The 11,750-nt window shown below is 50.4% G+C and carries 10 protein-coding genes; 8 read left to right on the top strand and 2 right to left on the bottom strand.

The genetic code is table 11. From position 1 onward, the window contains the following. Positions 1-5 precede the first annotated feature (5 nt). On the bottom strand, positions 6-998 hold the full coding sequence (locus ACR0EO_RS01500; protein WP_480686626.1) for an AraC family transcriptional regulator: 993 nt from the start codon (positions 996-998) through the stop codon (positions 6-8). 251 nt (positions 999-1,249) lie between these two features. On the opposite strand from ACR0EO_RS01500, the gene ACR0EO_RS01495 reads away from it, so the two are divergent. The 7 genes from ACR0EO_RS01495 to ACR0EO_RS01465 all read left to right on the top strand — a co-directional run bounded on the left by ACR0EO_RS01495 (position 1,250) and on the right by ACR0EO_RS01465 (position 9,199). Beyond that, positions 1,250-2,779: an amidohydrolase family protein gene (locus tag ACR0EO_RS01495; RefSeq protein WP_171106006.1), complete on the top strand. Its 1,530-nt coding sequence runs from the start codon at positions 1,250-1,252 to the stop codon at positions 2,777-2,779. 117 nt (positions 2,780-2,896) lie between these two features. Next, positions 2,897-4,231: a metal-dependent hydrolase family protein gene (locus ACR0EO_RS01490; protein WP_480686623.1), complete on the top strand. Its 1,335-nt coding sequence runs from the start codon at positions 2,897-2,899 to the stop codon at positions 4,229-4,231. A gap of 31 nt (positions 4,232-4,262) precedes the next feature. Next, complete coding sequence (locus tag ACR0EO_RS01485) at positions 4,263-5,018, top strand: hypothetical protein (RefSeq protein WP_480686621.1); 756 nt, start codon at positions 4,263-4,265, stop codon at positions 5,016-5,018. Between the two features lie 78 nt (positions 5,019-5,096). Beyond that, entirely contained in the window at positions 5,097-6,659 is a 1,563-nt protein-coding gene (locus ACR0EO_RS01480; RefSeq protein WP_480686620.1) for a HoxN/HupN/NixA family nickel/cobalt transporter, read from the top strand. Positions 6,660-6,831: 172 nt separating this feature from the next. Next, positions 6,832-7,695 carry a hypothetical protein gene (locus ACR0EO_RS01475; RefSeq protein ID WP_480686619.1) on the top strand — a complete coding sequence of 288 codons (864 nt, stop codon included), beginning with the start codon at positions 6,832-6,834 and terminating at the stop codon, positions 7,693-7,695. Then, positions 7,695-8,042, top strand: a complete 348-nt coding sequence (locus ACR0EO_RS01470; protein ID WP_480686618.1) for a hypothetical protein — start codon at positions 7,695-7,697, stop codon at positions 8,040-8,042. Before ACR0EO_RS01475 ends, ACR0EO_RS01470 begins: the two co-directional genes overlap by 1 nt. Before the next feature lie 287 nt (positions 8,043-8,329). Continuing rightward, on the top strand, positions 8,330-9,199 hold the full coding sequence (locus tag ACR0EO_RS01465; RefSeq protein ID WP_480686617.1) for a mechanosensitive ion channel family protein: 870 nt from the start codon (positions 8,330-8,332) through the stop codon (positions 9,197-9,199). 535 nt (positions 9,200-9,734) lie between these two features. Here the strand turns inward: ACR0EO_RS01465 and ACR0EO_RS01460 are convergent. After that, positions 9,735-10,013, bottom strand: a complete 279-nt coding sequence (locus tag ACR0EO_RS01460) for a hypothetical protein (RefSeq protein ID WP_480686615.1) — start codon at positions 10,011-10,013, stop codon at positions 9,735-9,737. On the opposite strand from ACR0EO_RS01460, the gene ACR0EO_RS01455 reads away from it, so the two are divergent. Next, the gene (locus ACR0EO_RS01455) at positions 10,012-11,709 is read left to right on the top strand and encodes an adenylate/guanylate cyclase domain-containing protein (protein ID WP_480686613.1); all 1,698 of its coding nucleotides are present in this window, start codon (positions 10,012-10,014) and stop codon (positions 11,707-11,709) included. The genes ACR0EO_RS01460 and ACR0EO_RS01455 overlap by 2 nt on opposite strands. Positions 11,710-11,750: the final 41 nt, after the last annotated feature.

Here is an 11,750-nt window from a genome sequence, read left to right as displayed (position 1 = left end):
AACGGTTATCGTGCCCTGAGAAGAGTTTCAGAAGGGCTTTCACCAAACAATTCACGATAATTCTTTGCGAAACGTCCAAAGCTTACAAATCCGTATTTCAGTGCGGCCTGCTTGACAGATTGAGGTGGGTCAGAAGGATCTGACAGCCAATCTTTAGCGCCAGTCAGTCGCAACTTATAAATGAACTGCATAGGTGTAATTCCATAAACTCCTTCAAACGCTTGATATAAGGTGGTTCTTCCTACTCCGGCGCCTTCACACAGAGTAGCCAAATTAACATCTTCATATCTGGTCTTTCGCGTGAATTGGAGAGCTCGACTCACAGTCTTAAAATCGCGGCTTGGAAGCAAATTCTTGTAGGCCTTCTGAGGCACGCATTCGAGAAGAAATTCGCCTAGAAAGGAAAACATATCTTTTTCATGTGTTGGTGGCATGAACAAACCGCCAGTGAAGTCTCTATGGAATTTAGTGACGGAAAACATGCGTGTTATGCGGGATTTAAGTTGGTGTAGTTGAATGTCGTGGAGTTGCAGTAGCACGTGGTTCGGGTCGATCTCGATGAAATTGGATCCAGCAATGCGGTGAATCGCTTCGATCAACCGCGTTCTGCGTATTGCAAGCATAATGGATGTACGGTTGCTAGCGCTGGTAGTGAACTCAACTCTGCCATCAAGCAGGAACACATCTCCTGGTGCTGCTTCCCAACCATCCAGTTTGTAGGTTCCTTGCCAAGTGATTGGCAGGACAAGCCCGACCCAGTCTTTTGCAGCGAGCATTCTCCAAACTGTATTGGCATCACATTTGACCTTTGAGAGGACAGCGTCGGCGCCAAATACCATCTCTGCACGCAACCCAAGCGGCCCACCACCCAGTTGAACCAACTCGGCCTCTCTGACCGGGAAGTCATTCATATAGGTGTGAAAAGTCGTTTTAGGTGACCACATTGCAATCAAAAATCTTTCAGACTCTCGGCGGTTATTCTGAAGAGTGTAATTCACGAACTTTAGTTGTCCCAACATTAATGCAAACTCGAAGTCGCAAAAATTTTAAGCAACGGAAGAATCGAACACTGAATCCTCTTTGATGAGAGCATCTTTCGTGGAAGCATCGCTAATTAAGCGGGTTAAAACCATTTAAATGCAGGAACTTAAGCAACTTTCTCCGAGGGCTTACGAGAGCTCGGTTCTCACGACCATTGGAGCAAATAGGTAAAGAAAAGGCGGGGGAGTTCCCCTGATGGGAGGCAAGATTGAACAAGAAACCAATAATTTCAGCAATTGGGCTTTCTCTTCTGTTAGCGCCATTTGCTTACGCCCAATCCTTTGACATCGTAATCAAAAATGGCCGCGTAATGGACCCCGAAACGGGTTTCGACGCTACGGCCAATGTTGGAATCAACAACGGCTTTGTTACTGAAATAAGCACTGACAACTTGGAAGGCATTAGAGAGATTGATGCGTCCGGACATGTGGTTGCGCCTGGGTTCATAGATTATCATTCACACGGTCAGGACCTATTTGCCCAACGCCTATATGCTCGTGATGGCGTAACAACTCCCATGGATTTGGAAATCGGTCAGTATCCGATAAACAGCTACTACGACTATTGGGACGGAAAATCGATTGTAAACTACGGCGCCAACGTATCCCACGCTTTCGCCAGATTGGCTGTTCTGGATGGATTGGACCCCGGGGGAAGGGTTTTTTACGAAGGTTCGGCCACGCGCGCGATGGATGATGGTCAGCAGTGGAAAACGAAGCTGTATGATCCCCTGGACGAGGCCGCAATTTTGGAGGCGGTCGAAGAAGGATTGCAGCAGGGTGGTATCGGGATTGCATACCCGATTGGGTACTACACCGTTGTTGGAAGTCCGGAGGTCATGGCCGTTACTTCTCTAGCGGCAAAGTACGATCTCCCGATAACAACACACGTTCGGTATCTCTCTCAAATTCCACCCAGCGGCTTCATGGGTATTACCGAAATGCTGACAATTGCCAGGGAAAACAACGTTCCGCTGCTGGTTCACCACGTCCCAAGCAATTGCCTTGGCTTGACAGAGAAGTGTTTGGATTTAATCGACAACGCACGTGCGCAAGGGCAGAAGGTCATCGGTGAATTCTATCCGTATAATTACGCAGGAACCTACGTGGATGCAGACTACAACAAGCCCGGATACAAGGAGCGATTGGGCGTTGAAGCGTCAGACTACATTGTAACAGAAACTGGAGAGCCGCTGACCGACGAAGAGTTTGATCGACTGCGGACGGAAGCGCCTGAAACACAGTTGCTAATGTACACAATGAAAGACGAATACATCATGGAGGCGATGACCAGGCCTGGTGTAATCGTTGGTTCAGACGCGATGCCCTACATAGTCGACGGCGGGCTGAATGGTGATTTCGAGACGCCGTACGGTGCCGGCGCCGGGCACGCGCGGGGTGCTGGTACTCATGCAAAAATACTCCGCATGGCGCGGGAAACTGGCGCCATCTCGCTGATGGACGCGCTTTCTAAGATGACCTACGAGCCAGCGGCTTTTCTGGAAGACCACGTCCCGCAGATGAAACTTCGCGGGCGCATTCAGGAGGGCTCAGTCGCGGATATTACAATTTTCGATCCGGAAAACGTGACCGATAATTCCGGGCCGGAAAACGGAAAAAACTCTCTCCCATCGTCAGGTATTCCCTATGTGATAGTCAATGGCACCATCGTTGTGGACGACTCAGTGGTTCAGAATGTCTCGGCCGGCGTACCGATTAGAGGCAAGGTGAGCCAGTAGCCATAGCCGGTATACCCGACTCAAAACAACAAATGTCACACCTCATCAAGCTCCATGGCGCCGCTTAACCGAAAAATCTTTGACCGGTAGAGAGCCCTTCAAATCAAGGAGAACATCATGACTTGCAACAGATTATTCGGAGCAATTTTTTACACGGCCTCGATCTTTGGAGCCACAGCGAACGCGCAAGATAGCTCTGTACTCATTACCAATGTTGATGTTTTTGACGGCGTAAATGAAACGCTCATAGAAGATGTGAACGTCCTCATCGACGGCAATATCATCTCAAAGATTTCGCAAGAAGAACTTTCGGCAAACGACGGCCTGGTTGTTGAGGGAAATGGGCACACTCTGATGCCCGGCATCATTGAGGGACACTCTCACTTAGCTTTGTCTGGGATTACGTTCGCTGACGTGCTTTTCGAGTTGCCAGGTTACCAATCCATCCGTTCGGTCGATACGGCTCGAAACATGCTGATGAATGGTGTGACCACAGCACGCGATATGGCCGGTGAGGTTTTTAGCCTCAAGCGTGCAATTGACGAGGGTTCTATTGTCGGACCTCGTATTTACCCGTCAGGTTCAATGATATCTCAAACAAGCGGCCACTCGGATTTCAGAGTTAGGAACGAGCGCAACCCATTGCTGGGTGGAGAACCACCAATCACCGACTTAACGGGAAACAGTACACTGGTAGATGGGGTCCCAAAGGTGCTCGCCGCGACACGCGAACAACTGCGGCTTGGAGCATCACAGGTCAAACTTGCTATTGGCGGCTCAGTTAGCGGACCCAACGACCCATTAGACACAACGCAGTTTACGTTTGAAGAAATCCAAGCAGCTACAGCAGCCGCGGAAAACTGGGGAACTTACGTTACCGTACACGGCTACACTCCTCGAGCCGTTAATCAAGCAATTGATGCCGGAATTAAGGTGGTCGAGCATGGTCAACTTCTCGACAAGCCAACATTGGAGAGGATGGCGAAAGATGGGATCTGGCTAAGTATTCAACCTTTTACGCTATGCAGCGAGCCTGGACTGAATGATGCACAGAACGCAAAACAAGCTATTGTGTGCCAAGGTACGGGATCAGTCTATGAGTGGATCAAGGGGCTTCCTGAACTAAAGGTTGTTCACGGAACCGACATCTTTATTAGCCCTGGGCCAGGAATTGGTGTCAGCGAGCAGGTCGAACAGATGGAACGGCTTCTGGACTGGTTTACACCCTACGAAATACTGAAAATGTCGACCGGTAACTTTACAGAGTTGCTCCAGCTTTCCGGGCCAAGAAACCCATACCCAGGTGTGATCGGGCGCGTTGAAGAAGGCGCGTTGGCGGACTTGTTGCTAGTCGACGGCAACCCACTCGAAGACCTAAGCGCAGTGACGGATCGCGAAAACATCAAAATCATCATGAAAGACGGGGTGATCTACAAAAACACTCTCGAGTGAAGGTGTTGTACGCAATCGGAAGGGATGAAAAGTGAATTTTCTCGAACCCAAAAGTCTATCACAACTTACACTATCTACCCTCGCCGCAGCGACACTTACAGCATCCACGGCAGCAGCTGAGGAAGATTGGCAATGGGGTGCCCAACTCTACTTCTGGGGAGCGTCCGTTGGAGGAGAAACCACAACTGGTGGCAATGTTGATATCAGCATAGACAAGATTATCGAGGACCTGAATTTTGGTGTCATGGGCACTCTCGTCGCGCGAAACGACCGATTGTCTTTGATAGCTGACGTCATCTATCTTGATGTAGATGAGTCTGATAGCACTTCCGTCAACTTGGGTGGAGCAAGTGTTCCAGTTACTGCGGATATTGGTCTCAAAGGCTTCATAACCACGTTAGGAGCCGGCTACCGCGTGCTTGAGACTAGTGGTGGGTCTCTTGATATCACCGGTGGCGCAAGGGCCTTGTATTTAGATGGCGACGTGAGTGTTAGTGGACTTGGCGCTCCAATCGCCGAGTCGGAATCTGGCACAAACTGGGATGCGGTGATTGGCTTCAGAGGTGAGACAAATATCAATGAGGATTGGTATTTCAGCTACTACGCAGACATCGGCACCGGCGACAGTGATCTAACGTGGCAAGCAGCGGCAGCCATTAACTACAGGTTAAATTCTGTCGACCTAACCGTCGGCTACCGATACTTGGACTGGGACTTAGGCGAATTTGGACCTTTCAATGAAGTTACCCTTTCCGGCGCATTTTTGGGAGTAAAAGTACCTTTCTAACGTTGCGGTACGTAAAAGTTGAGCCCCGCGAAACTCGAATGGTTCGACTTAAAAATCTGAACGGAAGGGATTAGCCGGATGCCAAGATTCTCGATGCGCGGAGCCGCAATGGCTTTTCTTACATTCGCTTTCTTCTTTGCGGCAGTGCCGTTGCTGGCCGCAGAAGATAACCTTGTTTCGTGGGATGCCCTTGTGCCCTCGGTAGAGCCTTATGACGACCCGTTTCTGGAAATGAAGTACGAGCATAAGTCCGACCTGCGGAAAATTCTGCTTGACCAAATTGCCAAAGAACAAGGCCAAAATAACCCCGAAGCTAGCAAAGCAGCCGAGCAGGCCCGCAACAGGTTAGATGCAGCTGGGCTCAATGCCGACCAGCTCTTGGAACAGCGTCTAGTTGTCATGGAGCGGCGCGAAGAAGAATCAACGGGTGTGACCACCAGACTCCTAGGTGCTGAGCTGACTTTGGACGGCTATGCGCTGCCACTGTCTGTCACGGCGGGAAAAGTTTATGAATTCCTTCTGGTGCCTTGGATAGGCGCTTGTATCCACACTCCGCCTCCACTGCCAAACCAGATCGTCCATGTGTCGGTCCCAAAAGGTTTGATTCTGGAAAACCGTTTTCAAAGTATTCGTTTGTCCGGCGTTCTGCGGCACGAGCCTAGGGTTCATAAGCTGTTCCTCGTCGACGGATCTACTGACATCCCTGTGTCATACAGTATGGAAAACGTCACAATATCCGGAACACCGCAGAATATTGTTGCATCATCAATGTCGGATCTGCCTGTTCTGGACCGCGCGCAGGTGTGGGTAAACAGCCTTTTCACAACGGCCATGACATCTATCCGTAATGGAGAAACAACCGGGGCATTGTTTACAGCCTTATTTCTTGCCTTCGGATACGGCGCTTTACACACCTTGGGCCCGGGGCACGGGAAAGCGGTCGTTATTTCCTATTTTGTCGGCTCTGGCGGTAGCTTGCGGCGCGGACTCGTGATGGGCTTCCGTATAGCAATAATTCACGTTGTTTCGGCCGTGGTAATTGTATTCTTGTTGGATTTCGCCGTACGTCAAACCACTGGCGCAGCACCTTCAGACTATCGAGCCATTCGCCTAGTCAGTTACGGGCTGATTATTGCGATTGGTATGTTCATGCTATGGAAAGCGCTTTCAGCAATGCGGCTTGCGTTGAAAGCGGGGGATCTCGGAGCCCCGGCACATGATCACGATCACCACGATCACCATGTTCACGGATGCGCCGCCTGCGCCGCGAGCACCGCTCCAGCGGGCAGCGTTTGGATCGCGGCTGCTGTCGGTATTGTGCCGTGCACCGGCGCTTTAATTGTCATGCTTTTTGGGCTCGCAAACGACTTAATCGTACCAGCAATTCTAATGGTTTGCGCAATATCACTCGGCATGGCTATGGCAATGTCAGCCATTGGCATTGCTGCCCTTTGGGGCCGCAGCTGGGCCTATGGCCGCTTTGACATGACGGAAAAGAGGCGACAAACGTTCGAACTGAGTACGCGCTTGGTAGGTGCCATTTGTGTTCTTGCAATCGGCGTGACCCTATTCTGGATCAACTACAAGCATTCACCCGCTGTGACTTTGCCTCAAGCAGAGTTGGCTTCAAGCTTTTATTAGCGAGAGTTCTTGTAAATTGACGACAGCAGGTTTACTCGCCCCGCTTCTATTAATCTTGATCTGGCGAGCGGTACGTCGAGCTAGAAGAATTCAACATGTTCTGACAGCTCACCTGTGGATTTACGCAATTTGGAGAAAAAGCGTTCCAAACATATTTGCTCTCGGTATCAAAATGAAACGATTTGGTACTGTCAAAATGGAGAGTTCGCAGACCAAGGACCTGTCGAAAGCAACATGTAACCTTGTGCTAAGCAGCCGTCCAAAATCCTTTTTCGTGGCTTCCTTATTGTTGGTTTTACCCTCAACCCTATGGGCCTTGGATCCAGCTAACCGAGCCGTGAGTATTACTGATGATGTAGCAACTGACTCCGACGTGGGCGTTCGAAGTGGAGATTTTATAGCTGCACCTATTCCGTTTTCGAACGAAACGATAGGAAGTGGCGCAACACTTGGCGCTGGATACCTATTTGCCCTCCCGGGATCAAAGACTTCCGGTATTGGTGCCGGATACTTCGGAACGAATGAGGGATCCTCGGGATATGGAATCGGAGGAACGGTTAACTTCAATCAAGGGAGATGGACTGTAGGTGCAATTTATGTAGATGCCGATTTGAATTACGATCTACCGATATCCGGCAGCTTTGAACTACCTTTAACGCAGTCAGTTGATGGTTATGCCATTCGTATGGAGTATGGTTTCACAGACACGACCAAAATCGGGTTTGGATATGCTTTTGCGGATTCTAAGTTGTCACTCAACTCCGATTTCATCCGCCAACTCCCAGAGTTTCTCCAACCCGATTTGCATATCCTATTGAAAAGGCTGACATTCGATGTTGTGCACGACACAAGGGACGATACATTTTATCCAAGTTCAGGACTGTTGGTGACCGGCAACTTCTCGTATGGCGATGTCACAGACAAAATTCTCAATGATAGACTCACAATAAGTGACAGAAACTACGGTAAAGTGTCCTTTCGTTGGCGTCCTACAATCCGGTGGGACGGAAAGGCGTTTTCGCTTGGCGGGCGGTAATGTGCGGTGCAGCTAAAGAAGCTCCATTCTTTGATGGGTGTGGTGTCGGATTTGTCGATGGGTTGAGGGGGTTTTCTGCATTTGATGCTCTCGCTAACTGGTCGACATCCGCACAGATCGAATACCGTGGCCGCCTCTCTCAACGTTTCGGATATGTCTTGTTCGCAGGAGCAGGTGGTGGTGGACCAGGATTGGATTCCTTGTCATTTGACCGAGGTGGTGCCGGGTATGGTGCAGGCTTGCGTTATCGGTTGTCGAAGCAGAACAGGCTCGACTACTCTATCGACTACGCCTTCAATGACGATGGTGATGGCTTGCTCTATCTATATATCGGCCAGCGTTTCTGAGACGAAAATGAAATCTGGGGCGAATGAGAAATTGATTCAAGCAAACGGCTTTAACTGTCTTGGCTCTGACTCCAAAAAAATGGTCCCCGCCCGTGTCAGCGCTAAAATCAAGGTAAGCGTAGAAGATACCGATGTCTAATCCATCCGATGTTTTGACGGCAGAGTCACCCCAACTCGTCCTCGCCTTTGCGGCCGTCGTTTTTCTTCTTGTTTGGCGGCTTGCGTTGCTAAGCCCACACATTCGAAATTGCGCGCGCGTTCATCTTTGGCCAGCAGCCATACTCGACATGTTCCTCCTGCCAGCTGGAGCACTTGGACTTTATGAGTTAACTGCCGCCCTGTCAGAAATCGGTGAATCATTCTACTGGACGCGACATGTCCTGACACTATCCGAACTCCTGGTGTACCTCGCTGTCGCATCCAGTCTCGCAAGGCTGGTTGAAACCTGGGTTCGATATCACACGTACAGTGGCCACTCTGGCCAACACTCGCATCTTACACTGACAATTCTCTATGCACTCTTTTGGCTCATCGGCGTTTTGGTCTTTCTTGCAGTCAAGGATATAGCACCAACCGAGCTGTATTTGTCGACAGGGGCTGTTGCCGCAGTTTGCGCTTTTGCAATGCAACAAACTCTTGGTGACTTTTTTGCCGGGATAGCCGTGGGAATGGAACGGTCTTTCAAAATCGGCGATTGGCTGCGGTTCGATGATGGAACGGAAGGCAAAGTCATCGACATCAATTGGCGCTCTACCCAGTTAAGAGGATGGAGCGGAGGAACTTATGTCATTCCAAATGGACAGCTGTCACGACAGCGTTTTTTGAACCTTCACGGTCAAAACAGCCCATATGCGGAAGTGTTCGAAGTACAAATTTCCAGCAAAGCAGACCCTACCACCATAGTTAATCTGCTTTCGGATGCGGTTGGAAAGTGTAGCACGGTCATGAAATCACCACAGCCGTCAATTCGCTTGAAGAACGGATCAAGCCAGCCCTACATCTACTATGCATGGGTATTTTTCCCTAACTATCCCAGCATGTTCCAAGGCCGGGAGGAGTTGTACACAAACATCCATGAAGCGCTGCTGAACGCCGGATTGGAAGTATCTGCGGATGTTTACGAAATCAAGAGCAACAAAGTATCGAACAAAGACTGATCGTTCTCCCGCAGCACCTTTTGTTATTCATCCCATCTTCGAACACTCGAATACACTTAGCAATTGCACCGCTTTTTGTCGGACGTCAGGAACGGCGTCGCTAGATCGGTGTTAGACGGGTCATGTGTGGCTTAGCGCATAATCCCCCTCTAAGCGAATTTCGGATACGCAGCCGTTCAGGCAAAGGACCTGATCTAAAACCAGCTAAAGAGCGGAATTAACATTGATTTTGGGCGAGCTGGATGGCGTTAGAATTTCGGATTTAACCTTGAAACAGAAATGGGAGGTCACTTTGACCTCCCATCAACATTTTACCACAAGGCCTTGAACGGAACGTGCAACACTTTTTCGTCTACCATTCCTTAGTGGCCGGCGTGGTGGTTGTACGCTCCAAGCAGAATTTCTGCGCGCGAGTTTCTTATTGTATCTTCAGCGCCCGTACTTCACCCGCCAGAGACACGTATTCGCGCACCGCAATGATATCCTCTGGCGAGGTTAAGTGCCCAGCCTTTGGGAATTCGGCAAGCAGCTTTGATTAGCTCCATTCTGCACGGCCTCCGAATTGACGAGCAACAACCGGGGCAATCGATGGTTCATTCTGCAACACCGTTGCAACAGCGCCTCGAACAACATTTTGCGTTTCTTCATCCCCGGAAAGACTGCGAATTGCGAATGCCTCAACAATCTGTTTCCGTTTTTCAAGCGGAAGTGTCACATCTGCCAAGTAACGCATCGACAACTCAGTAGCGGCGCTAGCGAACCTCGTATTCAGGTAGTTGGAGTAGAAGACCGCATCATCTATCGTCGAACGCATGTCGGACAAAGGGCAACATTTTCAACGAAGGTTGGCGGCAATACTGGCTGCGGATGTCGTTGGGTATTCGGCGCTTATGCACAAAGATGAGCAAGCTACAATTCTAATGCTTGATCATCTGGAAAGCCACATCGTCAACCCAACGATAGCAGGCCAATCAGGTCGTGTCGTAAAGAGCATGGGCGATGGTTGGCTGGTGCAATTTGACAGCGCCGCGCAAGCTGTAACTGCTGCAATGCAGCTACAAGAGCAGTTGGCTGACCACTCATTAATGAACATGCGGATCGGTGTTCATGTGGGTGACATCACAGAAAAAGGTGACGACATTCTAGGCGACGGCGTGAACATTGCCGCTCGGCTTGAGAGCATTGCGCCATCCGGTGGTATCGCAATTTCTGAACCAGTACATTTGAACCTTGAACACACTCTGGCAGACGCTTTCAAAGCAGTTGGGAAAAAGAAGCTCAAGAACATCCAGCGCAGCTTAGACGTGTGGATTCACGATGGACCACGCCTGGGTGCGTCGCAAAGCGCGCCTTCTTTCACAGAGACGAGCTTGCCAAAGCTATCCATCCATCCTGTCACGTGCAGCGACCAACGCGCTGAGCTAAAGGAAATGGCCTCTGCTCTCACTTCAGATTTCGGTTCTTATTTTAGAACGATCAACTGGTTAAACGCTGCGATATCTTCCACAGAACAATCAGAGGGATATGCACTTCGCGGCATGCTGCGTGGACACGGTAACCGATTGCGCCTGGAAGCCCGCTTAAATGACCCTTCTGGTTCCGAAATCTGGACCCAGAAGTTCGATGGCTTGGTCGAAGACATCTTTGATTGGCAGGACGAGGTTGTAGAAAAGCTGTTGGATGCGGTTAGCGGACTCTTGATCCAGTCTGAGACCGCAAAGCTCGCCGCATTGCCAGAAGACGAACTGACTGCCGAGCAGTGCGTTCTTATGGGCATGATCGCTTGGTCGGATGCCGGCATCGACAGCTATGAAGAGACGTTGTCGTATCACGCCAGGGCCATCGAAACCAAACCAACCCTCGCTGCCGCCTATGCCGAAGCTATTTGGACAATGAATGGCGCGAAAACCTATGATTTGCGTCGCCAGCTGTCATCCTACTACGAGAAACTGCCACACTGGATCGAGGCCGGAAGACAGATGGCAGGGCAAAGCCCAACGCTTGATCTGAGTGTTGCAGTGGCTGACTACAATGTTGACGGAGACGCAGATCGACTTTCCGTGGCGCTGGAGCAAATCCGGCAACGAGCGCCACTAGATGCGCGCCTCCAATTATTCATGGGTTGGGGGTACAACTGGGCCGGGTTTCCAAAAATGGCACTAAGCTGTTTTCAGACAGCGCTTCGGTTGGGCCGATATGGGGCTGTCTTCGTGGGTGCTTCCGGAGGTGCTGCAACCTCGTGCGTAATGCTTGGTCGAGACCGTGATGCTATCGCCTACGCAGAGGCAGGTTTGCGCTTCTCAAAAAACTATGCCGCACTTCACAGCACGAGGGCCGCTGCTCACGCCATGCTTGGGGAACCTGAACAAGCGTCTGCTGCTTTGACGCAAATGCTGCAAATGGAACCTGGTGAGACGATTTCGAAGTGGCGTAGCAACGTGGACTATGGTGGCTCTGAAGGCGCTGAACGCTACTTTGAGGCGCTCCGCCGCGCAGGGTTGCCAGAATAGCAGTGCCGGAACCAAGTTGCGTTAAAAAACCGGCAACTTGA

It is taken from the genome of Ruegeria sp. BE9 (genome assembly GCF_056538765.1).
Note: the sequence above shows the minus strand (reverse complement) of the source record. Positions and strands in the feature narration are given on the sequence as shown.

Coding starts and splice junctions, on each gene's coding strand:
- ACR0EO_RS01465 (WP_480686617.1), top strand. CDS start 8,330: ATGTTCCTCCTGCCAGCTGGAGCACTTGGACTTTATGAGTTAACTGCC.
- ACR0EO_RS01480 (WP_480686620.1), top strand. CDS start 5,097: ATGCCAAGATTCTCGATGCGCGGAGCCGCAATGGCTTTTCTTACATTC.
- ACR0EO_RS01460 (WP_480686615.1), bottom strand. CDS start 10,013: ATGCGTTCGACGATAGATGATGCGGTCTTCTACTCCAACTACCTGAAT.
- ACR0EO_RS01470 (WP_480686618.1), top strand. CDS start 7,695: ATGTGCGGTGCAGCTAAAGAAGCTCCATTCTTTGATGGGTGTGGTGTC.
- ACR0EO_RS01455 (WP_480686613.1), top strand. CDS start 10,012: ATGTCGGACAAAGGGCAACATTTTCAACGAAGGTTGGCGGCAATACTG.
- ACR0EO_RS01475 (WP_480686619.1), top strand. CDS start 6,832: ATGAAACGATTTGGTACTGTCAAAATGGAGAGTTCGCAGACCAAGGAC.
- ACR0EO_RS01490 (WP_480686623.1), top strand. CDS start 2,897: ATGACTTGCAACAGATTATTCGGAGCAATTTTTTACACGGCCTCGATC.